Origin of the sequence: Burkholderia sp. Tr-20390 (genome assembly GCF_017104595.1) — a bacterium.
In the GTDB taxonomy this organism is placed as follows: Bacteria; Pseudomonadota; Gammaproteobacteria; order Burkholderiales; family Burkholderiaceae; genus Burkholderia.
On record NZ_JAAGPC010000018.1, the window covers coordinates 23,314 to 47,140 of the forward strand.

At 64.0% G+C, this 23,827-nt stretch carries 24 protein-coding genes and 3 tRNA genes; 19 read left to right on the forward strand and 8 right to left on the reverse strand.

Annotation, left to right across the window (positions count from 1 at the left end):
- Both glmS and G3N98_RS08125 read left to right on the forward strand, forming a co-directional pair.
- A complete protein-coding gene (gene glmS, locus G3N98_RS08120) occupies nt 1-1,818 on the forward strand; it encodes a glutamine--fructose-6-phosphate transaminase (isomerizing) (RefSeq protein WP_089472543.1) in 1,818 nt (605 codons plus the stop codon).
- Between the two features lie 113 nt (nt 1,819-1,931).
- The gene (locus G3N98_RS08125) at nt 1,932-3,056 is read left to right on the forward strand and encodes a M14-type cytosolic carboxypeptidase (RefSeq protein ID WP_089472535.1); all 1,125 of its coding nucleotides are present in this window, start codon (nt 1,932-1,934) and stop codon (nt 3,054-3,056) included.
- Between the two features lie 427 nt (nt 3,057-3,483).
- Here the strand turns inward: G3N98_RS08125 and G3N98_RS08130 are convergent.
- Nucleotides 3,484-3,551: transfer RNA gene (locus G3N98_RS08130), tRNA-Arg, on the reverse strand.
- Between the two features lie 156 nt (nt 3,552-3,707).
- Between G3N98_RS08130 and G3N98_RS08135 the strand changes: the two genes are divergently transcribed.
- From G3N98_RS08135 to G3N98_RS08170, 8 genes are all read left to right on the forward strand, one after another.
- A complete protein-coding gene (locus G3N98_RS08135) occupies nt 3,708-5,069 on the forward strand; it encodes an integrase family protein (protein WP_206147870.1) in 1,362 nt (453 codons plus the stop codon).
- An 88-nt stretch (nt 5,070-5,157) separates the two neighbouring features.
- Nucleotides 5,158-5,928, forward strand: a complete 771-nt coding sequence (locus G3N98_RS08140; protein ID WP_206147871.1) for a hypothetical protein — start codon at nt 5,158-5,160, stop codon at nt 5,926-5,928.
- 180 nt (nt 5,929-6,108) lie between these two features.
- The gene (locus tag G3N98_RS08145; RefSeq protein ID WP_206147872.1) at nt 6,109-6,312 is read left to right on the forward strand and encodes a helix-turn-helix domain-containing protein; all 204 of its coding nucleotides are present in this window, start codon (nt 6,109-6,111) and stop codon (nt 6,310-6,312) included.
- 1 nt (nt 6,313) lies between these two features.
- A complete protein-coding gene (locus G3N98_RS08150) occupies nt 6,314-6,637 on the forward strand; it encodes a hypothetical protein (RefSeq protein WP_206147873.1) in 324 nt (107 codons plus the stop codon).
- Nucleotides 6,637-6,816 carry a hypothetical protein gene (locus G3N98_RS08155; RefSeq protein WP_206147892.1) on the forward strand — a complete coding sequence of 60 codons (180 nt, stop codon included), beginning with the start codon at nt 6,637-6,639 and terminating at the stop codon, nt 6,814-6,816. Before G3N98_RS08150 ends, G3N98_RS08155 begins: the two co-directional genes overlap by 1 nt.
- Nucleotides 6,816-7,976 (forward strand): helicase RepA family protein, encoded by a 1,161-nt coding sequence (locus tag G3N98_RS08160; RefSeq protein ID WP_241025808.1) that lies wholly within the window; start codon nt 6,816-6,818, stop codon nt 7,974-7,976. The genes G3N98_RS08155 and G3N98_RS08160 overlap by 1 nt, the downstream gene beginning before the upstream one ends.
- Nucleotides 7,977-8,274: 298 nt before the next feature.
- Nucleotides 8,275-8,706, forward strand: a complete 432-nt coding sequence (locus G3N98_RS08165) for a single-stranded DNA-binding protein (RefSeq protein ID WP_206147875.1) — start codon at nt 8,275-8,277, stop codon at nt 8,704-8,706.
- A gap of 58 nt (nt 8,707-8,764) precedes the next feature.
- Complete coding sequence (locus G3N98_RS08170) at nt 8,765-9,460, forward strand: hypothetical protein (protein WP_206147876.1); 696 nt, start codon at nt 8,765-8,767, stop codon at nt 9,458-9,460.
- A gap of 697 nt (nt 9,461-10,157) precedes the next feature.
- Here G3N98_RS08170 and G3N98_RS08175 read toward each other — a convergent pair.
- The gene (locus tag G3N98_RS08175) at nt 10,158-10,952 is read right to left on the reverse strand and encodes a hypothetical protein (protein WP_206147877.1); all 795 of its coding nucleotides are present in this window, start codon (nt 10,950-10,952) and stop codon (nt 10,158-10,160) included.
- Between the two features lie 187 nt (nt 10,953-11,139).
- On the opposite strand from G3N98_RS08175, the gene G3N98_RS08180 reads away from it, so the two are divergent.
- Nucleotides 11,140-11,604, forward strand: coding sequence for a phage terminase small subunit P27 family (locus G3N98_RS08180; RefSeq protein ID WP_206147878.1), 465 nt, complete (start codon nt 11,140-11,142; stop codon nt 11,602-11,604).
- An 84-nt stretch (nt 11,605-11,688) separates the two neighbouring features.
- Here G3N98_RS08180 and G3N98_RS08185 read toward each other — a convergent pair.
- A tRNA-Arg gene (locus G3N98_RS08185) sits at nt 11,689-11,765 on the reverse strand.
- Between the two features lie 169 nt (nt 11,766-11,934).
- The gene (locus G3N98_RS08190) at nt 11,935-12,765 is read right to left on the reverse strand and encodes an undecaprenyl-diphosphate phosphatase (RefSeq protein WP_039347620.1); all 831 of its coding nucleotides are present in this window, start codon (nt 12,763-12,765) and stop codon (nt 11,935-11,937) included.
- Nucleotides 12,766-13,243: 478 nt separating this feature from the next.
- Here G3N98_RS08190 and G3N98_RS08195 point away from each other — a divergent pair, with 478 nt between their 5' ends.
- From G3N98_RS08195 to G3N98_RS08215, 5 genes are all read left to right on the forward strand, one after another.
- On the forward strand, nt 13,244-14,155 hold the full coding sequence (locus G3N98_RS08195; protein WP_206147879.1) for an aldose epimerase: 912 nt from the start codon (nt 13,244-13,246) through the stop codon (nt 14,153-14,155).
- Between the two features lie 165 nt (nt 14,156-14,320).
- A complete protein-coding gene (locus G3N98_RS08200) occupies nt 14,321-15,022 on the forward strand; it encodes a peptidoglycan DD-metalloendopeptidase family protein (RefSeq protein WP_039347625.1) in 702 nt (233 codons plus the stop codon).
- 368 nt (nt 15,023-15,390) lie between these two features.
- Nucleotides 15,391-17,028 carry an acyl-CoA synthetase gene (locus tag G3N98_RS08205; protein ID WP_206147880.1) on the forward strand — a complete coding sequence of 546 codons (1,638 nt, stop codon included), beginning with the start codon at nt 15,391-15,393 and terminating at the stop codon, nt 17,026-17,028.
- A 76-nt stretch (nt 17,029-17,104) separates the two neighbouring features.
- Nucleotides 17,105-17,428: a DUF2288 domain-containing protein gene (locus G3N98_RS08210; RefSeq protein WP_174975779.1), complete on the forward strand. Its 324-nt coding sequence runs from the start codon at nt 17,105-17,107 to the stop codon at nt 17,426-17,428.
- A gap of 10 nt (nt 17,429-17,438) precedes the next feature.
- A complete protein-coding gene (locus tag G3N98_RS08215; RefSeq protein WP_206147881.1) occupies nt 17,439-18,803 on the forward strand; it encodes an MATE family efflux transporter in 1,365 nt (454 codons plus the stop codon).
- A gap of 19 nt (nt 18,804-18,822) precedes the next feature.
- Here G3N98_RS08215 and G3N98_RS08220 read toward each other — a convergent pair whose 3' ends face one another.
- On the reverse strand, nt 18,823-18,999 hold the full coding sequence (locus tag G3N98_RS08220) for a hypothetical protein (protein WP_089425013.1): 177 nt from the start codon (nt 18,997-18,999) through the stop codon (nt 18,823-18,825).
- Between the two features lie 136 nt (nt 19,000-19,135).
- On the opposite strand from G3N98_RS08220, the gene G3N98_RS08225 reads away from it, so the two are divergent.
- Complete coding sequence (locus tag G3N98_RS08225; protein WP_171026759.1) at nt 19,136-19,306, forward strand: hypothetical protein; 171 nt, start codon at nt 19,136-19,138, stop codon at nt 19,304-19,306.
- Nucleotides 19,307-19,511: 205 nt separating this feature from the next.
- On the opposite strand, the gene G3N98_RS08230 is transcribed toward G3N98_RS08225, so the two are convergent.
- Together G3N98_RS08230 and sixA are read right to left on the reverse strand one after the other, a co-directional pair.
- Nucleotides 19,512-20,318 carry a GNAT family N-acyltransferase gene (locus tag G3N98_RS08230; RefSeq protein WP_011351620.1) on the reverse strand — a complete coding sequence of 269 codons (807 nt, stop codon included), beginning with the start codon at nt 20,316-20,318 and terminating at the stop codon, nt 19,512-19,514.
- A 170-nt stretch (nt 20,319-20,488) separates the two neighbouring features.
- On the reverse strand, nt 20,489-20,950 hold the full coding sequence (gene sixA, locus G3N98_RS08235; RefSeq protein ID WP_206147882.1) for a phosphohistidine phosphatase SixA: 462 nt from the start codon (nt 20,948-20,950) through the stop codon (nt 20,489-20,491).
- A 140-nt stretch (nt 20,951-21,090) separates the two neighbouring features.
- On the opposite strand from sixA, the gene G3N98_RS08240 reads away from it, so the two are divergent.
- Together G3N98_RS08240 and G3N98_RS08245 are read left to right on the forward strand one after the other, a co-directional pair.
- Nucleotides 21,091-21,167 (forward strand) — tRNA-Pro (locus G3N98_RS08240).
- A 355-nt stretch (nt 21,168-21,522) separates the two neighbouring features.
- The gene (locus tag G3N98_RS08245; RefSeq protein ID WP_206147890.1) at nt 21,523-21,957 is read left to right on the forward strand and encodes a hypothetical protein; all 435 of its coding nucleotides are present in this window, start codon (nt 21,523-21,525) and stop codon (nt 21,955-21,957) included.
- A gap of 106 nt (nt 21,958-22,063) precedes the next feature.
- Here the strand turns inward: G3N98_RS08245 and ppx are convergent, their stop codons facing one another.
- Nucleotides 22,064-23,578, reverse strand: coding sequence for an exopolyphosphatase (ppx, locus tag G3N98_RS08250; protein WP_046545374.1), 1,515 nt, complete (start codon nt 23,576-23,578; stop codon nt 22,064-22,066).
- Between the last annotated feature and the right edge of the window lie 249 nt (nt 23,579-23,827).

The following is a 23,827-nucleotide window of genomic DNA, read 5'->3' on the forward strand; positions in this document are numbered from 1 at the left end:
ATGTGTGGCATCGTCGGCGCGGTCGCGCAACGGGACATCGTCCCGATTCTGATTGAAGGTTTGCGTCGCCTCGAGTATCGCGGCTACGATTCATGCGGCGTGGCGACGGTCGTGAACGGCCAGGCGCGTCGCGAACGCAGTGTGTCGCGTGTCGCCGATCTCGACGCGCACGTGCGCACCGCCGGCCTGACCGGCAGCACCGGCATCGCGCACACGCGCTGGGCGACGCATGGCGCACCGGCAACCTGCAACGCGCATCCGATCTTCTCGCGCGACGAAATCGCGCTCGTGCACAACGGCATCATCGAAAACCACGAAACGTTGCGCAGGCAACTTTCAGACGCGCACTACGAATTCGACGGCCAGACCGACACCGAGGTCGTCGCGCACCTGATCCACAGCCAGTATCGCGGCGACCTGCTCGCCGCCGTGCGCGCGGCGACATCGCAGCTTCACGGCGCCTACGCGATCGCCGTGTTCAGCAAGCATGAGCCGCAACGGCTGATCGGGGCGAAGGTCGGCTCACCGCTCGTCGTCGGCTTGAAGGACGGCGAATGCTTTCTCGCCTCCGACGCACTCGCGCTCGCCGGCATCACCGACCGCTTCATCTTTCTCGAGGAAGGCGACATCGTCGAACTGACGCCGGGCGGCGTGCGCGTACTCGATCGTGGCGGCGTACCGGTCGAGCGCGCGGTACAAACCATTTCCTCCGCGCAGGCCGCGGTCGAACTCGGGCCGTACCGGCATTTCATGCAGAAGGAGATTTTCGAGCAACCGGAGGCCGTGGCCGCGACCATCCCGGACGCGGGGCTGTTCGATCCGGCTGTATTCGGCCCCGACGCCGCGCGGGCGTTCGAGCAGATCGACAACGTGCTGATTCTCGCGTGCGGCACGAGCCACTATTCCGGCCTGACCGCGCGCCGCTGGCTCGAAACGATCGCGCGTGTGCCCGCGCAGGTCGAGATCGCGAGCGAATACCGTTACAGCGACGCACTCGCGATGCCGAACACGCTGGTGGTGAGCGTGTCGCAATCCGGCGAGACCGCCGACACGCTCGCCGCGCTCAAGTACGCACAGGCGTTGGGCCATATCGACACATTGGCGATCTGCAACGTGCCGACCAGCGCGATGATGCGGCAGACCGGCCTGCGCTTCCTGACGCGGGCCGGCCCGGAAATCGGCGTCGCGTCGACCAAGGCGTTCACGACGCAACTCGTTGCGCTGTTCATTCTCGCGGTCACGCTCGGCCGGCTGCGGGGCTACGTCGACGATGCGCAGCTCGCGCGCTACACGATGCAATTGCGGCGGCTGCCCGGTGCGCTCGAGGATGTGCTCGGGCTCGAACCGCAGATCGAGCGCTGGGCGGAGGAATTCTCGCAACACGAGAATGCGCTGTTTCTCGGGCGCGGGCTGCACTATCCGATCGCGCTCGAAGGCGCGCTGAAGCTGAAGGAGATTTCGTATATCCACGCGGAGGCGTATCCCGCGGGCGAGTTGAAGCATGGGCCGCTCGCGCTCGTGACGCACACGATGCCTGTTGCCACGATCGCGCCGAACGACGCGTTGCTCGAGAAGCTGAAGTCGAACATGCAGGAAGTGCGGGCGCGCGGCGGGCAGCTTTACGTGTTCGCCGATGCCGATACGCGGATCGACAACAGCGAAGGCGTGTCGGTGCTGCGGATGCCGGATTATTACGGGTTGTTGTCGCCGATCCTGCATGTGGTGCCGTTGCAGCTGCTTGCGTATCACGCGGCGTGTTTGCGTGGCGCGGATATCGACAAGCCGAGGAATCTGGCGAAATCGGTGACGGTTGAGTGACGGGGGCGGGGTAACCTGGGGCGGACCTGTGTGGGTCTTCGAGGAATCCATCTGGCCCGCCCTACGCGATTCGAACGTGTGACCTACGGCGAAACTGTCCTAAGATCGGACCTATGCACATCGACACCGATTTCGAAGCCGCCGCCATCGATCACGTTGCCTCTCCCACCAGCGGCTCGCCCCTGCGTTTGCGTCTGCGCAGTGACAACGCCGCCGAATTCGCCCAATGGTTCGCGTTCGAGCTGGTCGATCTGCCGCCCGGTGGCATCGACGTGCGCATCGAGGGTTTGGCCGGCTCGTCCTACCCTAAAGGCTGGGTCGACTACCGCGTCTGCATGCGCGCCGATGGCGGCGAGGCGGCGGCCTGGCGCCGCCTGCCAACGGACTTCGATGGCGATGCGCTCGCCTTCCACGCGCCCGGCCCGGCCCGGCGCCTGCGCTTTGCCTATTTCCCGACCTTCGACCGCGTCGCCGAGGACAACCTCGTCGCTCAAGCGACACAGGCGGGCGCAACGCTGGAGATACTCGGGACCTCCGCGCTCGGCGAACCGATCCGCATGCTCTCGTTCGAGGGCCATGCGCCACGCACTCGCCTGTGGTTCATGGCTCGCCAGCATCCCGGCGAATCGCAGGGCGGTTATTGTCTCGAGGGCCTCGTGCAGGGGCTTTGCGGCGCGCTGCGTCCTGCTTGGGAGAACGGTGGCTCAGCCGTGCATGTCGTCGTCAATGCCAATCCGGACGGCGTGCGCCTGGGCAACCTGCGCACGAACGCGCGCGGCGCCAACCTCAACCGCTGCTGGGACCGCGAGTATCCGGATGCGCCCGAGACGGCCGCCGTGCGCCGTCGCATGCAAGCGCTCGGGCTCGACCTGCTCGTCGACTTCCATGGCGACGAGGTCCTGCCCCACGTCTTCTCGGTGGGCGCCGACGGCAGCCCCGCCTGGACGCCACGCTTGCAGGCCCTGCGCCGCACGTTCGACGAGGACCTGCTGCGACGCTCGCCAGTGTTCCAGACGGCGCGCGGCTATTCCGTCGACCGACCTGACCACGCGAGCCCAAGGAAGTGCATCCCGTGGGTCGCGGAGCAATTCGATGCGCTGGCGATGACCATCGAATTGCCGTTCAAGGAGAGCGCCGACCGACCGCGTGACGACGCCGATGCGACCGCATACGCCCGCACATTCGGACGGGCCGTGCTCGAGACCGCCCTGGCGCTTGCGCCGTCCGTGCGGCCTTGAGGTCCAGCTCGCCTTCCGTCGAGCACGCATGGACGCCTCCGGGGTGCCAAACCTTCGTTTGCGCGACGGTTTGAAAGTCAGGATGCGGTCCTGCGTCCGGACTTCGATTCCGGCACAAGCCCGCTATCTCGGGTGCGATACGCGGGTCAGCGGTATAAAAAAGCCAAGACGTGGAGCGTCTTGGCATCTGCGGTTACATCGAGCGGTGTTGGAGGTCAGCCGACCAAGCACCTCCGCCTCGATCTTGTCGTGCGGCGGGCTTGGCATTTCAGCGTATGACGCCATCAAAGTGTCTGTCAGTGAGAGCAGCCGATCTCGCATGGATGGGTGGCGATCCGGTTGAATGCAAACACCTGCATGCTGCCTACACGAGCATGGCGACAAAGGATGGGAAATTTGAAAATATCAGCTGATGAACTGATTTCATTGGCCCGCCCTACACGATTCGAACGTGTGACCTACGGCTTAGAAGGCCGAAAGACTAGGCATTTACGGGTGTTGAAGAACGTCGCCAAAAATCCTCTAAATCCTTACCTGATAAGGCTTTCATAGAAATTCTGCCTCGCCAGCCCGTTGACATGTGTTGATCAAAATTGCCAAAATCGGGTTCCGGATTGGTTCCGGAATCTACCCTAAGTGAGGGCGGCGACGATGGCAAAGGTCAATTTCACGGCGGGCAAGGTAGCGGCACACACCTGCCCCGAGGGCAAATCCGAAGCCTTCCTGTGGGACAGCGGCGCGCCCGGTCTTGGTCTTCGCGCAAACGCGGGCGGCACAAAACGGTATGTGCTCCAAGCGAAATTGCGCGGCTCACTTGTGCGCATCTCGATTGGCGACCCATCCGTTTGGAGCATCGAGAAGGCACGCGTTGAAGCACGCCGCCTGAAAACGCTTCTCGACAGTGGCGTAGACCCGCGCGAACAGGCAGCAGAACACGCCGCCGCCTACGAGGCGCGGAAAGCCGAAGCCAAACGACAAGATGCGACCGTGCACGAAGCTTGGGCGGCTTATCTCAACGCAAACCGGTCGCGATGGAGCGAGCGCCATCTATTCGACCATGAGAATCTGGCACACGCTGGCGGCGAGCCGAGAAAGCGCGGGAAAGGTGTGACGGTCGCGGGACCGCTCGCCGCGCTCATGCCGTTGAAACTGTCGACCTTAACCGCCGACGTGGTCGCCGCGTGGCTCGCATCCGAATCGCTAACGCGCCCGACAAATGCCGAGCAGAGTTATCGGAAGCTGCGCGCCTTCATCCGCTGGTGTAACGACCGGCCGGAATACGGCGGCATCATTGCACCAAACGCATACAACGCACGCGCCGTCAGAAGCGCCGTACCTCGCACCAAGGCGAAAGATGATTGCCTGCAACGGGAACAGTTATCGGCTTGGTTCGACGCCGTCCGCAAGCTCGGCAATCCGGTCATTGCGGCTTATCTGCAAGCGTTGCTCATCACGGGCGCGCGCCGCGAGGAAATGGCGGCACTCCGATGGACCGACGTCGATTTTCAATGGCGCTCGCTGTCTATCGACGACAAGGTCGAAGGTTCGCGCACCATCCCGCTCACACCGTACCTCGCCAGCGTCCTGCGGGAACTCAAGCGCTTGAACGACTCGCCGCCGAACGTCCGCCAAATACGGGACTTAACTGCCAAAGGCGAATCATGGTCGCCCTCCCCTTGGGTTTTCGCGAGCAAAAAATCGGCGGACGGAAAAATCGCCGAGCCGCGCATCGCGCATAACCAAGCGCTCGCGGTAGCCGGCCTTCCTCATCTGAGCCTGCACGGCCTCCGGCGTTCGTTCGGGACGCTGGCAGAATGGGTCGAGGTTCCGGTCGGTGTCATCGCCCAAATTCAAGGTCACAAGCCATCCGCCATCGCGGAAAAACACTACCGCCGCCGTCCGCTCGACCTGCTGCGCAAGTGGCACGACAACATCGAAGCGTGGATGTTAGAACAGGCCGGTATCGAATTCGACGCGAAGGCCGAGCCGCAAGGATTGCGCATGGCGCAGTGACTAGCCGTTAGAATCGAATGCGGCGGCGGGAACGATGTTCGCGCATCGACCCGCCTAACCACGAACAGCCTATAGGGAGGCTCGCATCATGGCTAACGGCGATTCTATGCCGCAACCGGCACCGTGGCAGCAACGGCACGAGAGAGAACTCGTCGAGCAACGCGGTAGAGAAGAAGCGAACGCGCGGCTGAATCGTGCCCTCCGCTACTGGTTCCGACGCGATACGTGGACGCCGGACGAAGCGCTCCCGCTGCTGATTGGCATCGATCCCGGTTCGCTTACTCACGGCGATTCGCACATCCGGTACTTGGACGGCGCGCTCGTCTGCATCGCGGCGTCGATGCATGCACACGGTGTCGAATGGCCGATTGAATCCTTTGACGACTTCGGAACGCTTGAAGATTTGAAAGCGGTGCCGAGCCTTCTTCATGAAATGAAGCTTATGTGGGAAAGCGGGAACCATCCGCCCCGCAACGCACCGAGCTACTTCATCGAATGGGCACGCCGTAAGGGCTTCAACGTGCCGTGGCTGGAACCTGCACGTGACCTTGGCCTTATCGAAGATGCTGAAGGCGCTACGCCCCCGGACACGTTGCAGGAGGATGCCCCTAACATGGCCGGCTTGACGAAGCGCGAACGACAAATTCAAGCAATCGAAGCGATTACGGACGAATTGCATTTCGCGCGCATGAACATCCCGGACGGCGGAAAACAGCAAATCAAAATCGCCTGCAAAGCGACCCGTGCAGACCTGTTCGGAGCGGGCGACGATCCTTTCAAGGCAGCATGGCAGGAAGCCGTGAACCAAGAGCGCATCCGAATGGCGAATCACGAGAAGTACGCACGGTTCGACAGATAACACGGCCGTGCGGAGAAAATACCCCACGTCCACACAGTTGATACCCCACTCCCCCCCCACCCCAAAGTATCAACGCCGAAGCACATAGCCGAACACGGCGGAATCCTTGAGCGTCGAAACGAATTCGGCACGTTATCGACGACTCAGGCCCGCCAAGAACGGCTCAAATCGAGCGTTGATATGGACCCGCAAAAGGCGCTGGACGGCGCGCAACTCCCGGAAATTCTGACCACGGCGGAAGCCGCTGCCGCACTCAATCTGAAAGCCCAAACGCTGCGCAGGTGGGCTTGCCTCGAAAACGGCCCGATTCGTCCGGTACGGATCAGCAATCGCCTCGCTTGGAAGGTCACGGACATCCGTGCCCTGTTGAATGGGGGGCGGTGAAATGAAAAACAGAAACGCCCGCCAACCGGAGCCGACGAGCGCCAAACGTCAAAGCGAGTTTACCGGAACCGCTAACCTCCGTCAGCTTCGCGCGTTGACCGTGCTGCAACGCCGGCCGATGCCGCGCGAAGAATTGGACGGCGTCGTGGGATGCAGCAACGGCCCGGACCTCATCGCGTGCCTGCGCGCAAAGGGACTCACCTTGCCCTGCGTGCGCGTCGCTTGCATCGACCGTGACGGAATCGAAGTACAGCGCGGCGTCTATCACCTCACCACTTCGGACCGCCGTAAGGTCGCCCGTTGGCTGAACAAGCGGGGGGCGTAATGAGCGAAGCCGAGGCCATCAAAACTCGCATCAACAAGATGATTCAGACCGAACGTGAACGATGCCGCCGGCGGATGGGTGATGCAGCGTGGGCGCAGCACGAGGCATGGGTTACGGAACACATTGTTGCCTCCGCAAAGGAATGGATTTTTGCTCAGTTGCTGGAGGGCCGCTTCTAATGGGCACCGACTATATCGGCGATATCGTGACCGACGACGCAATTCGGCGCTCGCGCGAGCAGCATGCCGCTGAAGTAGCTCGTGCGGACTTCCTCGTTAAGCGCTCTGCACCTGTCGCAGCACAGTGCTACCGGCTCCAAACGGCAAATGACTTGATGAATGCACCGGCGCAGCGATGGCTCGTGCGAGGCGTGATTCCAGCGCAGGGGACGGTTGCGATGTATGGCCCGAGCGGGTCGGGTAAGTCGTTTCTCGTGCTCGACCTTTGCGCTGCTATCGCGGGCGGCGAAGATTGGTTCGGTTACCGCGTCACGCCGGCACCTGTTGTCTATATCGCCCTCGAAGGTGAAGCCGGCATGAGCAAGCGTGCGAAGGCGTGGAGCGCACGCAACCATCGCCAGCTTCCGGAAGGGTTGCACTTCGTTACGCAACCCTTCGACGTCCGCAACCTGGCGGATGTATCCGACCTGTTGGAAGCCGTTCAAGCCGGCGGCGGTGCGGGGTTGCTGGTAATCGATACGTTGAATCGCGCTGCGCCCGGTGCGGACGAGAATAGCTCGAAGGATATGGGCGAAATCATCGTGAAGCTCAAAATCCTGCAAGACAGTATCGGCGGCGCGGTTCTCGTCGTGCATCACACGGGGAAAGATGCGGCCAAGGGGCTGCGCGGGCATTCGTCGCTGTTCGCGGCGCTCGACGCCGCCCTCGAAGTGACGCGTATCGATAGCCGCCGAGAATGGACCGTCGCGAAATCGAAGGACGATGCCGACGGCGAGCGTTACGCGTTCTCGCTTCGTGTCGTTGACCTCGGCGACGATGAGGACGGCGAGCCGGTTACGTCGTGCGTCATTGAATCGGACGCCGCCGCATCCCCGAACCGGCAAAGCAAGATGCCGACCGGCGGCGCGAAGATTGGCCTAGATGCGCTCGTCGAAGTTATCAGTGATAGAGGGCGCGTGATGGCGGGGTCGAGCAGTATCCCGTCCGGGGTGCGCGCGGTGGAGGAAAGCGAATGGCGGCGGCAATTCTATTTGCGCTACGGCAGCGACGACGACAAGGCCGATACCAAGCGCAAGGCATTCACCCGCGCGAAACAGGACTTGATCGCCGGGGAATTCGTGATGATGTCCGCACCGTTCGTTTGGAAAATCGGGAGATGACCGCGCAAACCCGGACATTCTCGCAACCGATGGCGATTCAATCGACCGGACATTGCGCGGACAATATTCATTCGCTGATTTTCTACGGCCTGCTGAGCGGCAACCTCAAAGCCTTATTCCATAAGGGTTTGCCGGTTCGAGCCATACCTACCCGGACAATTGTCCGGTTTTGTCCGGCGTTGTCCGCACCCAGACGGACGCGGACACACACCTATAGGTGTGTCCGCATGTCCGGTCCGGCGGCTCCGGATTCAACACGATGCGTTCGGAACTTTGACTTTTACGACTGGAGGTCGTGATGATCGATGGCTTGGTTAGCGGGAAGCTGTACGGCAAGCCGGCAGAGCGCACGGGCGCGAATGGTCACTCGTTCGTGACGGCAAAGGTTCGCGCTGCTACTGGCGAAGGCGAAGCGCTGTTCGTCAACGTCATCGCGTTTTCGGACGGCGCGAAGGCCGCCCTGTCGGCGCTCGATGACGGCGATTCGGTCGCGCTGGCCGGTACGCTGACCCCTAAGGTTTGGACCGACCGAAACGGCGACGCTAAACCGGCGCTCGACATGGTCGCGCACGCGGTGCTGACCGCTTACCACGCGAAGCACAAGCGGGCCGCTATGCGAGGTTCGAACGACGGCGACGAACGCGGGATCAGACGGCCGGCGATGGACGGGTCCGGACAAGCAACGGCCTTCTACGGCCGCGACACGTCGGATATGCAGGACGATTTTTAGGCGCGGGGGAACCCGCATTGTGAAGGTGCTTTACTTAAATAAATAGGAGTACAAAGTCATGATGAAACGCCCCCTTTCCGAGCGCATGGAAATCCTCGACGCGCTCGTCTCCGATACCGGCCTCGCCGACGAGCTCGCGGCGAAACAACGAGCGAATCTCGATGCGCGTCGCGCCGAACTGGCGCACGAACTCAAGTCGTTGCCCGACCGGAAACGCGAACGGTCCGCGTTGACCGTTGAGGTCGAACGCACGGCTGTTGCCTTCGCTGCGGCGAACGCTGCACGCTACGAAGCTGAAAAGTCGATGCTCGAAGCGCGCGGTCGTCTCGCGGTTTGGACGATGGCCGATAACGGCGCGCGCGAACGCATCCTGACCGAACTAGAACGTACTGCGCCGCCCGCACTCTGCGAGGCGCTGAACGACTTGTCGGACGCGGACGACCTGTTGCGTGCCGCAGTTCGGACCGACGTATTCACGGAGAAGAACTGGCTCGGCGCTCGCGTCGGCAACGTCACGACCAACATGCCCCAAATCAAGGCGGCCCGCGAGAAAATCGCCGAGGCACAACGTAGCGTTCGCGCGCTTGTTCATGACGGTTCCATTTCGAGCGGGGAATTGGTATCGCGTGCGCGGATGCTCGTAGATGCGGTGCTTGAACCGCTGTTCGCCATCGTGTCGCGTCAGAAGTGGGAAACGCGCCGTTCGCGACCGCATAGCGACCTGTTGGCCGAAGTCGCAGGTTGCGGGGACTAGGTGCGGACAGGCGGCATGCATCGGCGGCGTTTGCCGTCGCTGCGCGCCGCTTCCCATATCGAGGCGGACGTTAGCGCATAAGACGCTCGCCGCCGCTATGTTGCGTTGTCGCGGCTTCACCGCGCTGCGGGCGGTCATACGCAACCGCCGGGAGTCCGCCGATGGAGCCAGCCCGTCGCGTTTGCATTACGCTAGGCGATGACCGACGCTCCGCACGAGCTTGACGGCAGTGGCCAGATTGACGCGATGCAGCACGAACATGACCAAGCGCGGCCGAGGCGCGCGCCGCAGGCACATCGGCGCTCGATGTGTGTCTGGGCTGTCGAAATTCCCGGGTACGCACGGCAAGTGAGCGCGTCATGAAAGGGGCTGATTGCAGGCGTTCTGAGCGGTCGGCGCGAGCGCTAATGCTTGGTCCTTGGTCGATGCGTGCGGGCCGCGCTGACGGCCATGGCGGGGCATCCGCGCACCCGCATGAGGATGGGTAGGGGGTAGGCAATCTCTAGCGGGACTGCGCCGATGATCGTGGCGCAACGCGAATTTTTATGAAGTCAGTCGCAAACCAAATTTTCGGTCACTTGGGGTTGTGTCGTAGATGGGGATTGCGCGCTGCCCCCATGGATTGTTCGATGCCGGCACGCGCGACCGGCAGAGTTTGAATCAGCCGACCGCGCGGCTACCCGCTCATCACCAAACATCAAGTCCCTTTACCAGCGAAACCGACGATAACGTCGGTCAAGAAGGAAAAACCTTGCCCCAGGACATACAGGGTAATCGCGAATGCGGCTGAACCCACAATGGATTGCACAATCCAGTGAAGCCGCGCTTTTGCTGGTCGTATAAACTCAACATTCGGAAATGACCTTGAAATAAAAAATAGAAGCGCCCCGTTTAAAAACGACCACACATTCGACAACATCAAAAGAATAAAAAGAAAACTTATAACAAAGGCATTATCCACTTTCAGCTTTGGCGCGACCTTAGAGGCAAGCCACAGGCTTACAACAAAAATAATGGCCACCCCAAAAATCTGTATTGCCAACCTCACCCACTGCGCTCTAGCGAGGCCATAACGGGTTTTAAATTTCTGCAGCACGTCCTCCATGGCGGCGAATGATGCCTCTGCCCATCCTTTATCGTCCGACGACGATGTTAAGGTACAGCGAGCAGGTTCTTTGTTGTCTAGGCAAACTTCCATATAAGCCCCAGTTCGCCTGCCACTTGCGAGCGCCTCGTCCGATTCAATCGTGAAGAGAATTCGCTCGACGTCACTAGCCATATTAAAATATGCGATTAACTCATCGAACGAAAAAACTCTATACCCCTTATTGTCGAATCGAATGATATACGTGAAGAACGCTTTTTTATTTGACTTCTCTAGCTCTCGATTTAATTCTTGAAATCGCTCAAAAAATACATAATTAATTTGGCCGAGCGACTCGGCATCAATAGAAACATTTCGAACGTTCTGATCCCTTAAATAGGCCGCCATTTTATTTCCTGTCGTATAGGATGTGCCGGTTTGTCATTCGGACCTAAAACCCCACTTGGCCATCATCACATCTTGTAACATTGAAGCGCACGTTTCAACGTGTTGCGAACACGGGAATCCCGCGTGTATCGGCAGGTCATTATCGCGCCCCCGATATACCACTACGAAGAAAATTTAGGGAGGAATCATGCCGCGCAAGCAAAATGTAACCAAGGCCCTCGCCGGGACCTTGCGCGCTGACCGCCTCAAAGGCATCGCGGCCGACCAATTGACCGTCGCGCCTCCACCGCCGGACGGCATGTCATCGCGTGCGGCTATGGAATGGGTTCGCGTCGCGCCGCTCGTCGTGAGTTTGGGGTTACTGAGCGCCTCCGACCTACGCGCGCTCGAACTGCTTGCCGAAACATTAGCAACGGAGGCGCAGTTACGCGAAACGCTGGACCGCGAAGGGTTGACGATTGCGACCGGGACCGGCGGAAGCAAGGCGCATCCGGCGCTGCGCGCGCTGAGCGATGCGCGCGCCCAAGCGGCCCGGCTACTGGATGCGTTCGGCCTGAGCCCGCGCGGACGGCAAGCTATCGACGCGCCGCCGCCATTGCCCGCTGAAAATCCCTATGCAGCGTTCGTGAAGTCGGTTCGACCGCAACGTTGAGCGAACTAGGTTCCGGATTGGTTCCGGCCATCCGCAGAAGCAAAAAGCCCGATCATAAAAACCGGGCTAACTCACTGATTTCACTGGCCCGCCCTACACGATTCGAACGTGTGACCTACGGCTTAGAAGGCCGTTGCTCTATCCAACTGAGCTAAGGGCGGTCGGGGAGAAAAGACACGGCCGGCGCGGGCTGCATTTGATGCAAGGCTTCAAGCGGCAGCAAGAACCACCCACCTCGAAGCCCCGAAACAAAACGGGCCCGGCATGAAGCCGAGCCCGAAATTATACCCGATCATCGCGCCACATCACGCGAGATCGACCTTCGCAGCATCAAACCGGCTGCGGATGCAGCATGAACCAGCCGAGGCAGAACACACCGGCGATCACGCAATACACGCCGAACGAAGCCAGCCGGCCACGCCCTTCGAAGTAGCGCATCAGGAACCGCACGCTCAGGTACGCGGCGATCGCCGTCAGCACGCCGCCGAGCAGCGCATCGGCGAGCTGGTCGCGCGCATGGAACAGCTTCGGCAGCTCGAGCACCCCCGCCGCGAAAATGATCGGCGTACCGAGCAGGAACGAGAATTCCGCGGCCTTCTCCGCCGTCAGCCCCGCGGCGTTGCCGGCGATCATCGTCAGCCCGCTGCGCGAGAAGCCCGGAATCAGCGCGCCGATCTGCGCGAGACCGACGAAGAACGCCTGCTTGAACGTCATCTTCTCCGGTGCCTGATGCGCGCGGCTGCGCTGGATGCGATCGCCGAGCCACAGCAGCACGCCGTTCACGATCAGCGCGACCGCGACGATCCGCAGGTCGTGGAACACGCGTTCGATGCGCTTCTCGAGGAGCAGCCCGACGATGCCGGTCGGGATCGTACCGATGATGAGCGCCCACATCAGGTGCCCGTCGTCGTTCTTGCGGCCGCCGAGCTGCGCGAAGAAGCCGCTGATCAACGCAATCCAGCGCGCGCGGAAATACCACAGCAGCGCCAGCGCGGTGCCGAGGTGCAGCGCGACGAGGAACGGCAGCAGTTGCGGTGCGTGCTTGTCGATGTGCATGCCGAACAGCGCCGGCACGAGCAGCGTATGGCCAAGGCTGCTGACGGGGAAGAGTTCGGTGACGCCCTGCAGGACGCTCAGGAATACCAGAAACCAGAGACTCACGCGTCGGTCCTTTTAGTGAAAATTAAGCGGAAAGAGAAGCGGACGACGCGATGCGCGTCCGTAAAAACGCGCCCCGATTATGCCGAGCCCGGATTACTGCGCCAAGGCATTTGGCTGGATATTGCGGCAATGCACACAAACGCTTGCAATTTGTAAGCACTCAGAAAGCAAAAAGCCCGCCATTTGCATGGCGGGCCTTTCGACTTCGGCAGGAATTGCCGTCAGCGGCCGAGCTGATAGAAAAATAATACCGTGCTGCCGGTGAACATGCCGAACAGTGCGATACCCATTGCCATTGCCAGATCCATGGCCCCCTCCACGAAGTGTCATGACCCGGCAACATCACCGGTTTAGAGGCATTATCCCGACCGATGACAGTCTTAAAAACTCGCAATTTCCCGAGAAGGGTTTTCCCCGAGCCGCCACGGCCCGATAATGGAGCGCGCCGTTCCCGTCCACCCGCCCAACCCGATTCGCCATGCCGACCTTCCAGCAACACGACATTCACGAACTTCACGCCGGCCCGTCGCTCGTCCGGGTCGCTCCGCAATTCGGCGGCCGCCTGCTGTCATGGGATGTCGACGGCGAACCGGTGATCTTCTGGCCGGACACGGCCGACTGGAGCAACCTCGCACGCGTGCGCGGCGGCAACCCGCTGCTGTTCCCGTTCCTCGGCCGTCATCGCGTCGACGGCGAACTCGGCCGCTGGCGCGACGCCGCCGGCGTGGTGCGCGACCTGCCGATGCACGGGTTCGCGCGCGACCTGCCGTTCGCCGCGCACCCGTCGGCCGATGGCGCCGCGCTGTCGATGACGCTCGACGCGACCGACGCGCTGCGCGCCAGTTACCCGTTCGACTTCCGGTTCGAAACGACCTACCGGCTGGCCGACTCGCACACGCTCGAAGTCGCGCTGACGACGACCAATCGCGGCGACACGCCGCTGCCCTACTACGCCGGCCACCATTTCTATTTCGCGTTGCCGCACGGCGAACGCGCCGAAACCACGCTCGAGCTGCCGCCCACGCATCGTTGCGCGCAGCAGGCCGATGGTTCGATCAGCACGCCCGAGCCGGGCGAAGCCCGTTATCACCTCGACAATCCGGACATCCTCGACCGCTTCCATTGCCTCGACAGCGTGCCGGCCACACCGGTGCGCATCGTGATGCCGGGCCGCCGCCGCACGATCGAGATCGCGCTCGACGTGCCGGGCTCGATCCCGTGGTACGCGGTCACGACCTGGACCGAGAAGCCGGATTCGGACTTCTATTGCGTCGAGCCGTGGCTCGGCCTGCCGGACGCGATCCACAACGGCCGCGGGCTGCGCCTGCTCGCGCCGGGCGCGACCGAAACGGCCACGCTGCGGATTCGCGTCCTTCCGCTCGCCGGCTGAAACGCAGGCTTGATAGGCAGGCTGAAACGCCGTCAGGCAACGCGTGGAACCGGGGCGCCGCAGCCCCGAGAACAGCCCAAACTGCGGTGCGCGGGTCGAACCCGTTAAAATCGGACGTTTTGTGTTGCCTGCCGCGTCACGCGCGGCAGGGTTTTGCGAGGTTCAATGTTCGGAACAACAACGAAGCGACTCTTCGCAGCCGCCTGCGCCGCCCTGCTCGTCGCGTGCGGCTCCGCGCCCGTCGGCCCCGGGTTCTATCGCGTCGAGCGCGGCGATACGCTCTACAAGATCGCGCGCGATAACCGCACGTCGGTATCGAACATCGTGCGCTGGAACCAGATGACGAACCCCGATGCGATCGAAGTCGGCCAGGTGCTGCGCGTCGCGCCGCCGCCCGGCACGACCACCGCATCGACGCCGTCGACCACCGGCACCGGCAGTGCCGGCCGGGCCCGCCCCGCGCCTTCCGCGCCGGTCGAATCGGCCGTCAAGCCGGCCTCGAGCATCGCGCTGATCTGGCCGGCAGCCGGCAATGTGGTCCGCACGTTCGACGGTTCGAAATCGAAGGGCATCGACATCGCGAATTCGCCGGGCACGCCGGTGGTCGCGGCAGCGCCCGGTGTGGTGGTCTATGCGGGTAACGGGCTGCGCGGCTACGGCAACCTGATCATCCTCAAGCACAACGCCGACTACCTGACCGCCTACGCGCACAACCGCGCGCTGCTGGTGAAGGAAGGCCAGTCGGTCACGCAAGGGCAATCGATCGCCGAGATGGGCAACAGCGACAGCGATCGGGTCGCGCTGCATTTCGAGCTGCGCTACGGCGGCCGATCGATCGACCCGTCACGCTACCTGCCGGCGCGCTGAGCACCCGATGGACGACACGCGATGCCGGCACGCATCGCGTGTCGTCGCGGTGAAAACCGGGAAAGGTGATGTCAGCGCTTGCGCAGACGTCCGGTGAACCGGCCGGACAACGGATCGACGTGACGGGCAAACGCTACCAGTACGCCGATTCCGATCAGGCTGAACCCCGCAGCTATCAGAAGCAAATCCATGGTCACACACTGATTTTTTCGTGATCTTATGCGTCATTGTGGAATCGTGCACTGAGCCGAGGCTATTGGACGAGTACGAAGATTCCCTACCCTCAGACGCCATTGTGGATTCGTTTGCGTGAAATCCTGATGTAAGCCGCTCGCGCGACGCCACGTTCGTCCCCAGGAGACACCTCGATGCTGCCCGCCGCCGACCGCTACGACGACCTGCTCTCCCGCTTCGCGTGGGACGTTCCGGCGCGCTACAACATCGGCGTGGATGTCTGCGACAAGTGGGCGGACGGCAGCGGACGCCTCGCGCTGATCCATGAAACGGCGCAAGGCGACGTTGTTCGCATCACGTTCGACGACCTGAGGAATGCCTCTAACCGGCTCGCGAACAGCTTTGCGCGCGCCGGCCTTCGACGCGGCGACCGGATCGGCATCTTTCTCGCGCAGGGCCCCGAAACGGCCGTCGCGCACCTCGCCGCATACAAGCTCGGCGCAATCGCGGTGCCGCTCTTCACGTTGTTCGGCGTCGATGCGCTCGAATACCGGCTCGCGAACAGCGAAGCGGCTGCGCTCGTCACCGATGCGGCCGGCTGCGCGAAAATCGCGCCGCTGCGCGCACGGCTGCCGGCACTGCATACCGTCTACTGCATCGGCGACGATGCGCCCGATACGCCCGATGAGCCCGATCCCCCGGGCGTGCTGCGCTACGACGCGGCGCTCGCCGCCGAAACACCCGACTTCGTGCCGGCCGATACGGCCGCCGACGATCCGGCGGTCATCATCTATACGTCCGGCACGACGGGCAAGCCGAAAGGCGCACTGCACGCGCATCGCGTGCTGCTGGGCCACCTGCCGGGCGTCGAGATGTCGCAGCAGTGCTTCCCGCGCGACGCGCGCCTGTTCTGGACGCCCGCCGACTGGGCATGGATCGGCGGCCTGCTCGACGTGCTGCTGCCGTCATGGCATCACGGCGTGCCCGTGCTTGCGCGCCGCTTCGAGAAATTCGACGGCGACGCGGCGTTCGCGCTGATGGCGCGGCACGGTGTCACCCACGCATTCCTGCCGCCCACCGCGCTGAAGCTGATGCGCACCGTCGCGGCACCGCGCGAACGCTACGCGCTGTCGCTGAAATCCGTCGCGAGCGGCGGGGAATCGCTCGGCACCGAGCTGACGGCCTGGGGGCGCGACGCGCTCGGCGTGACGATCAACGAGTTCTACGGGCAGACCGAGTGCAACATGGTGCTGTCGTCGTGCGCCGCGCTGTTCGATGCGCAGCCCGGCGCGATCGGCAAGGCGGTGCCCGGCCATGCGGTCGCGATCGTCGACGCGGACGGCACGCCGCTGCCGCCCGGCGTCGAAGGGCGCATCGCGGTGCGCCGCCCCGACCCGGTGATGTTCCTCGAATACTGGCGCAACGCCGACGCGACGCGCGACAAATTCGCCGGCGACTACCTGCTCACCGGCGACACGGGCACGATCGACGCCGACGGCTTCGTGCGCTTCGTCGGCCGCGACGACGACGTGATCACGAGCGCCGGCTACCGGATCGGCCCGGGCCCGATCGAGGACTGCCTGCTCACGCATCCGGCGGTGCGGATGGCGGCCGTCGTCGGCGTGCCCGACGCGACGCGCACCGAGATCGTCAAGGCGTTCGTGGTGCTGAATCCCGGCCACACCGGCGACGAGGCGCTCGTGCAGGCGCTGCAGGCACATGTGCGCACGCGCCTCGCCGCGCACGAGTATCCGCGCGCGATCACGTTCGTCGACAGCCTGCCGATGACCGCGACCGGCAAGATCGTGCGCCGCGCGCTGCGCGACGCGTAGGCCGGCCGCCCCCCGTGCCGCCGGCCCGGCCGGATGGTTTATAGTGGCGCCACCACGCAGTCTTTCCTAGAAAACGATGTCCTCTGATCACCACTCCGACGCGGGCGCGTCGCCCAGCCCGCTCTATACCAAACTCCTCGGCGAAACCGCCAAGATCGACTGGTGCGATCTCGAACGCTTCTTCGCGCAGGGCAAGCTGCTGTCCGTGGCACGCGACCTCGATCTCGTCAGCGTCGCGGAAGCCGTTGCCGACGACGATGCCGAGCAGGTCACGCGCTGGCTATCGGCGGGCCTCGTCGTACGCATGCCGGCCGAAACTGCAGCCGATTACGCGGCGCGCAACCCGGAGCTGTGGGCGGTCGTCGTCTCGCCTTGGGTCTGCGTGCAGGAACGCGCCTGACGCGTCCGCCATGTCCGAAGCCGCGTTACCGCACGGGGCCGGCACGGCCGCCGTCACGCATCGGCGCGTCCTCGCGCTCGCGTTCCCGATCGTCCTCGCGAACCTGACCCAGCCGATCCTCGGGGCCGTCGACACGGCCGTCGCGGGCCACCTCGACGGCACGCAGTACCTGGGCGGCGTCGCGCTCGGCGGGCTGTTCTTCAATTTCGTGTTCTGGGGGTTCGGTTTCCTGCGGATGGGGACGACGGGCCTCGTCGCGCAGGCGCATGGCGCGGGCGACGCCGCCGGGATCCGCCTGAACCTGCTGCGCGCGTTGATCGTCGCGTTCGCACTCGGCGCCGCGGTACTGGCGCTGCAGGTGCCGCTGCTGTCATTTGCGCTGTCCGCGCTCGGCGGCAGCGATGCCGTCCGCACCACGGCGCTCGCCTACAGCCACGCGCGAATCTGGAGCGCCCCGTTCGCGCTCGCGAACTATGTCGTGCTCGGCTACCTGCTCGGCATGCAGCGCGTGCGGCTCGCGCTCGTCGCGCAGGTGTTCATCAATGCGGTGAACATCGGCGCCGTGCTGCTCTACGTGTATGGCTTCGGCTGGGGTATTGCCGGTATCGGCGCCGCGACGGCCACCGCGGACGCATGCGGTTTCGCGCTCGGCGCATGGATGCTGTGGCGGCTGCGGCCGCGCGGCCTTGCGCCGATCGCGGTGCGCGCACTCGCCGACCGCGTCGCGCTCAAACGGCTGATCGTGCTCAATCGCGACATCTTCCTGCGCACGCTGTGCCTGCTCGGCGCATTCGGCTGGTTCGCGCACCTCGGTGCAAAACAGGGCGATGCGACGCTCGCGGCGAACGCGCTGCTGCTGAATTTCCAGACGTTCATGGCGTACGGCCTCGACGGCTTCGCGCATGCGGCCGAGGCGCTCGTCGGCGCGGCGGCCGGCGCGCGCGACCGCCGCGCGTTCCGGCAGGCCGTACGCGTCACGCTGCTCTGGTCGGCGCTCGGCGCGCTGCTGTTCACGCTCGTGTACTGGGCCGCCGGCGGCTGGATCGTCGCGCGCCTGACCGACCAGGCCGAGATCCGCGAAACGGCGCTGCGCTACCTGCCGTGGGCCGCGCTTTCGCCGATCGTGTCGGTCTGGGGCTTCCTGCTCGACGGCGTGTTCATCGGCGCCACGCAAACGCAATCGCTGATGCGTGCGATGGTCGCGTCGTTCTCGATCTTCGTCGTGGCCACGCTCGCCGCCGTCGGCACGTTCGGCAATCACGGTCTCTGGTTCGCGCTGCTGCTGTTCATGGCCGCGCGCGGCGCGACGCTGGCGCGCTACCTGCCGGCGCTGTTGCGGCACATCGGTGCCGACACGCCCGCGGCCCGCGCCTGACGGCGGGCCGAACCGGCCGTTACTGCGTGGGTTTCGGCGGCGGCGCGTCGAGCATCGACGGCGGCGTCATGTCGGTGGGCACGCCGTGATAGTCGGCCGGATCTTCCGGCGGATGGCCGCGACGGGCCTGATGCGGATCGCTGGTACAGCCGGCGAGCAAGGATGCGGCCAGCACGGCCAGCATGAAACGGGTCATCGGGTAGGGCTCCGGAAATCGGCGCGCCCATCGCACGCCGGGACCGCGCCGAGTCTAGCGGAAATCTCGCTTCGGAGTCGTGCCGCGCATGTCCTACTATGTACGCATGGCGCTGTGCCGTGGAAAGGAGGCTGCCATGTCGTCTGAAGAAATTGCCGGCCTGATCGGGCTGTTCGTCGGTCTGATGGTGCTCGTCGCCCTGTCGTTCTTCGAGTCGCGCGAATACAAGCGCAACCACGAAGGCGAAGGGATGATCCACCACTGGATGGCCGAACACCACCTGCTCGACTGGCGGCGCAAGCACTAAGCGCGCCGCTGCCGTCCGGCCCTTCCCCGGGCCGTTCTCGAACGTGCCGTCGCGCGGCACGGTGGTGATCGCGTATCGCCGAAATTAACAGGGCCCGAGTCACACACACCGATCAGATGGACGAACGCCGTCGCGCGGCTCGTGCCACGCGACGGCGTTCGCTTGCGCGCGCCCGGGCGAGCGGGCGCGACGCGATTCCGACGGCTCAGCCCAGGAAGTGGCGGGCGTAGCGCGCGTTGATGTCGGACAGGCGGAACAGCGTCAGGAAATCCGCGCAGTTGAAGTCGGGATCCCAGGCCGGCGCACCGCAGATCTTCGCGCCGAGACGCAGGTAACCCTTGATCAGCGGCGGCGGCGCCACGACGGTGCCCGTCTGCAGTTCGTCGACCGGCAGGGCCGTGTGCGGGAACGCGCGATATTCCGGCGCCGTCAGCGAGCCTGCCGACAGCGACTGGTACAGGTTCGCCGCATAGTGGCCGCCGTCGGCCATCGACACGCTCGCGCAGCCGAGCATCGTCTCGTAGCCGTTCTGCATCATGTACGCGCCAAGGCCGCCCCACAGCGCCATGATGACGGCGCCGCTGCGGTAGTCGCTGTGCACGCACGAGCGGCCCACCTCGACCATCTTGCCGCGCAGGTGCGTGAGGCGCGACAGGTCGAATTCGCCTTCGGCATACAGGCGGCCGACACGCGCCGCCTGGTGCGGCGGCAGCACGCGATACGTGCCGACGACCTTCAGCGTGTCGAGATCGCGAACCAGCAGGTGGTCGCAGTACGCATCGAACGGATCGACGTCGAGACCGGAGGGGCCGCTGACCTGCGCACCCATCTCTTCGGCGAACACGCTGTAACGCAGGCGCTGGGCTTCGCGCAATTCGTCTTCCGTGCGCGCCCACGCGGCGCGCAGGCGATACTCCGATGTGACGGTTTCAGCAGCGCGCGGCAGGTGGCGCCGCGACGTGTCGAGGGGCAGCGAGGCAAAGGGGAGCGTAGGCGTCGGCAGTTCTCGCATTAGGCTTTCCTGGTCGTAAGGAATAGGGCGACATGCCCGCCAATGTAGTAATCGGCCGTGACCGTTATGTGGCACGACCGTGTCCTTTCAATGACGTGTCGCCGAATTGACTTTAGCAGAAAGCTTGCAGAACCGTACGATGAATCCCTTCAAAGCACTTCAGGCGGGCCTCACAGCAGATCGGGCGTCAATATCGCGCGCAATACGGCCTGCCGGCTGCCGTCACGCGTGCGGCTCGCCAGCCACACGATTCCGCCCTTCTTGACGCTCCAGCTGTCGTCGCCGCCGGCGATCAGCTGCGCGGCGACGCTGCCGAGCGTCGGCTGGTGCCCGACGATCACGACCGTCGGCGCGATGCCTTCCGGCCAGCCGGCCGCCGCCAGCACGTCGTCGACGCTGCCGCCGGGCGCGAGCGCGTCGACCGTCCGGTACTGGTCGGTCAGCGCCTCGACCGTCTGCACGGTGCGGGCCGCCGGGCTCGCGAGGATCACCGCGTTCGTCTCGAGCCGGCCACGCAGCCATTTGGCCATCGCCTGCGCGTCCTTGCGGCCCCGGACGGTCAACTGGCGTGCGAGATCGCTCGTCGCGTAGTCTTCGGCTTCGGCGTGGCGCCACAGGATCAGGTTCATCATGATGTTCTCCTTGCTGCGGCGAGCGGGCCCGCCGATGACCGGGCGAATTGTCGCAAATTGCGGGCGTTTGCCGCCGCGGCATTTACCCGCATATAGGGATTGACCGGGTCAGATGTTCAACGATACAATCTTTGGCTCGTCGGAGCGTAGCGCAGCCTGGTAGCGCATCTGATTTGGGATCAGAGGGTCGTAGGTTCGAATCCTATCGCTCCGACCAAGGAATCAAGGGGTTACGGTTAATACCGTAGCCCCTTTTCCGTTTCTGGGCCCGTTAAGCGTCAACCGGGATTCCCGGTTCGCAGCGCCTCGATTCATTGTAGGGATCAATTGGGGCATCGACGCTACAACGATCCACACAGCCTGCGGCGGCCCCATTTCGAAGGTCGGCACAAAGCAAGTGGCTTACGGCCTTTCGCTTCAAATGCAGGAAAGGCTGACCGGAAACGACCGAGCGTCCACCTGGCCGGGCCCGTCGCATCACCGACGGCATACGGGCCGACGAGCCATCCGCAGCCCGCGTACGGCACTTGCCGGAACACGCGATAATGCGCGTGGACAACCTGCCCTCGCGCATGAAAAAAAACATCCTGAAGACCGCCCTCTGCGCATCGCTGCTCGCGCTCGCGACTGCCGGCACCGCGTCGGCCAAGGCGCTCGACGACGCACTCGACTGCCACTCGACCGGCCACAAATTCGTCGCGCCGCTGCTCGCCGCTGGCGACATCCAGTCGGAGCCGATGCATGTCGAATCGAACTCGGTCAATGCATTCCGCACGAGCCACGCGCTGACGGCGTACGGCTTCGGCGTCTATGTCGTGCTCGGATACCAGGCGAACGACCCGATCTTCCGTCCGGGCGACGGCACGCCGATCGGCGACTGGGCCTACGGCGTCGTGGTGCGGGGCACGAAAAGCGCGGTGGAAGAAGCCGTGCGCAAGGCCGGCAGCGACGCGACCGTCAAGCAGGCGTTTCCGTTCCTGACTGCGATCGTCTGCTCGTCGGACTGAGCGGCCACCACGACGATCACGCGGCAAGCCTGAGGGGCACCAGCCTGCCTGCTGCCCGGCCGCTCCCAGCCCCGCTCGACCTCGCTGCGGCCTCGCTATCGGCCGGTTACGCGCCGGTATACACCACGCGATAAGGGATACCGACCTTCTCCCACTCGGCCGCCTCCTGGCTGAGGCTGTAGTCGGTCAGCGGGTTCTGCTCGACCCACGCGCTCGGCAGGCGCACTTCATACCCGCCCTTCTTCATCTGCGAAACGGAAATGTCCGGCAGCCCGGCATCGGTCCGGCGCCGGCACAGCAGCGCCGCGAGGCGCAGGCAGAACAGCAGCGGCCACTCGACCTCGCGCGCCTGCGACAGCTTGCCGAGCTTGCCCGCGTGACCGAGCACGAGCGCGGCGAGGCGCGCCTGGTCGGTGCGCGAAAAACCCGGCATGTCCGCGTTGCTCGCAATATATGCCGAGTGCTTGTGATACGCGCTGTGCGAGATCGACAAGCCGATCTCGTGCAACGCGGCCGCCCAGCCGAGGAACATCCGCCCTTCCTCGCGCGCCTCTTCGTCGGCTTCCTCCAGTTCGTCATAGAAACGCCCCGCCAGCGCGCCGATCCGCTCGGCCTGCGCACGATCGACACCGTAGCGGCGCGTGAAGCCCTCGACGGTCACCGCACGCATGTCCTCGTGCTGCGTCCGGCCGAGCAGGTCGTACAGCACACCGAGACGCAGCGCGCCGTCGGTCGTATCGACGTAGTCGACACCGAGTTCCTCGAACACCGCGAGCATGATCGCGAGGCCGCCCGCGAGCACCGGCACGCGATCGGGCTTCAGCGCGATCAGCTTCAGCCGGTTGACGTTCTCCGACTTGATCAGCGCACGCTTGAGCCGCTCGAGGCCGCCGCGCGAAATGCCGTGCGTGATGCCCGGATCGTTGAAGCCGTTTGCCTCGACGAGTTCCGCGAGCGCACGCGCGGTGCCCGACGAGCCGATCGCCTGGTCCCAGCCGGCCTTCTTGTACTCGCTCGAAATGATCTGGATCTCGCGCTTGGCCGCGAGTTCGGCCTGCCGCATCGTGTATTCGTCGACGTTGCCGGCCGGGAAGAAGGTGCGGCTATGGCTCACGCAGCCGATATAGAGGCTCTCCATCACGATCGGCGTGTAGTGCGAGCCGATGATGAATTCGGTGGAGCCGCCGCCGATGTCGACGACGAGCCGCTTGCCCGCGCTCGCCGGCACCGAGTGCGCGGCGCCCGCATAGATCAGCCGCGCTTCTTCGCGGCCCGCGATCACTTCGATCGGGAAACCCAGTGCCGCTTCGGCTTCGCCGAGAAATTCACCCGCGTTCTTCGCGACGCGCAGCGTGTTGGTCGCCACCGCGCGCACGTGATCGGGATGGAAATCGCGCAGGCGCTCGCCGAACCGCTTGAGCGCTTCCCAGCCACGCTCCTGCGACGCGCGATCGAGCATCTTGTCGCTCGACAGGCCCGCGGCCAGCCGGACGGGCTCGCGCAGCGCGTCGACGGGATAGATCTGGCTGCCCGCCGGCGTTTCCTCGACACGTCCGACGATCAGCCGGAAGCTGTTCGAGCCGAGATCCACGGCAGCCAGCAAGTGGGGGGTTGTAACCATCAGAAGGGGGCTCCGTGCGCGTTCGCCCGCAGCGGCCGGTGCGGCAACCGCGGACGATCAATCAAAGGCGACATTTTAAGCGTGGAACGCTTGCCATTGCCACGCTTCACGGGCATGCACACTGCTCGATTGCATATAGCCGAAACATTTATGAGACGAAACGGTTACAGCGTAGAATTTCCCGATATAAATACATCATTGTCATTCGCACGTCATCGTACCGTGAGAGTTTCCGAGCGTCCTTTCGAA

Bases quoted from the DNA above. Each gene is read 5' to 3' on its own strand.
- G3N98_RS08215 (WP_206147881.1), top strand. From the start codon at position 17,439: ATGTCCGAAGCCGCGTTACCGCACGGGGCCGGCACGGCCGCCGTCACG.
- G3N98_RS08225 (WP_171026759.1), top strand. From the start codon at position 19,136: ATGTCGTCTGAAGAAATTGCCGGCCTGATCGGGCTGTTCGTCGGTCTG.
- G3N98_RS08140 (WP_206147871.1), top strand. From the start codon at position 5,158: ATGGCTAACGGCGATTCTATGCCGCAACCGGCACCGTGGCAGCAACGG.
- G3N98_RS08175 (WP_206147877.1), bottom strand. From the start codon at position 10,952: ATGGCGGCCTATTTAAGGGATCAGAACGTTCGAAATGTTTCTATTGAT.
- G3N98_RS08165 (WP_206147875.1), top strand. From the start codon at position 8,275: ATGATCGATGGCTTGGTTAGCGGGAAGCTGTACGGCAAGCCGGCAGAG.
- G3N98_RS08210 (WP_174975779.1), top strand. From the start codon at position 17,105: ATGTCCTCTGATCACCACTCCGACGCGGGCGCGTCGCCCAGCCCGCTC.
- ppx (WP_046545374.1), bottom strand. From the start codon at position 23,578: ATGGTTACAACCCCCCACTTGCTGGCTGCCGTGGATCTCGGCTCGAAC.
- G3N98_RS08230 (WP_011351620.1), bottom strand. From the start codon at position 20,318: ATGCGAGAACTGCCGACGCCTACGCTCCCCTTTGCCTCGCTGCCCCTC.
- G3N98_RS08195 (WP_206147879.1), top strand. From the start codon at position 13,244: ATGCCGACCTTCCAGCAACACGACATTCACGAACTTCACGCCGGCCCG.
- sixA (WP_206147882.1), bottom strand. From the start codon at position 20,950: ATGATGAACCTGATCCTGTGGCGCCACGCCGAAGCCGAAGACTACGCG.
- G3N98_RS08220 (WP_089425013.1), bottom strand. From the start codon at position 18,999: ATGACCCGTTTCATGCTGGCCGTGCTGGCCGCATCCTTGCTCGCCGGC.
- G3N98_RS08170 (WP_206147876.1), top strand. From the start codon at position 8,765: ATGATGAAACGCCCCCTTTCCGAGCGCATGGAAATCCTCGACGCGCTC.
- G3N98_RS08205 (WP_206147880.1), top strand. From the start codon at position 15,391: ATGCTGCCCGCCGCCGACCGCTACGACGACCTGCTCTCCCGCTTCGCG.
- G3N98_RS08245 (WP_206147890.1), top strand. From the start codon at position 21,523: ATGAAAAAAAACATCCTGAAGACCGCCCTCTGCGCATCGCTGCTCGCG.
- G3N98_RS08125 (WP_089472535.1), top strand. From the start codon at position 1,932: ATGCACATCGACACCGATTTCGAAGCCGCCGCCATCGATCACGTTGCC.
- G3N98_RS08160 (WP_241025808.1), top strand. From the start codon at position 6,816: ATGGGCACCGACTATATCGGCGATATCGTGACCGACGACGCAATTCGG.
- G3N98_RS08200 (WP_039347625.1), top strand. From the start codon at position 14,321: ATGTTCGGAACAACAACGAAGCGACTCTTCGCAGCCGCCTGCGCCGCC.
- G3N98_RS08145 (WP_206147872.1), top strand. From the start codon at position 6,109: ATGGACCCGCAAAAGGCGCTGGACGGCGCGCAACTCCCGGAAATTCTG.
- G3N98_RS08155 (WP_206147892.1), top strand. From the start codon at position 6,637: ATGAGCGAAGCCGAGGCCATCAAAACTCGCATCAACAAGATGATTCAG.
- glmS (WP_089472543.1), top strand. From the start codon at position 1: ATGTGTGGCATCGTCGGCGCGGTCGCGCAACGGGACATCGTCCCGATT.
- G3N98_RS08135 (WP_206147870.1), top strand. From the start codon at position 3,708: ATGGCAAAGGTCAATTTCACGGCGGGCAAGGTAGCGGCACACACCTGC.
- G3N98_RS08150 (WP_206147873.1), top strand. From the start codon at position 6,314: ATGAAAAACAGAAACGCCCGCCAACCGGAGCCGACGAGCGCCAAACGT.
- G3N98_RS08180 (WP_206147878.1), top strand. From the start codon at position 11,140: ATGCCGCGCAAGCAAAATGTAACCAAGGCCCTCGCCGGGACCTTGCGC.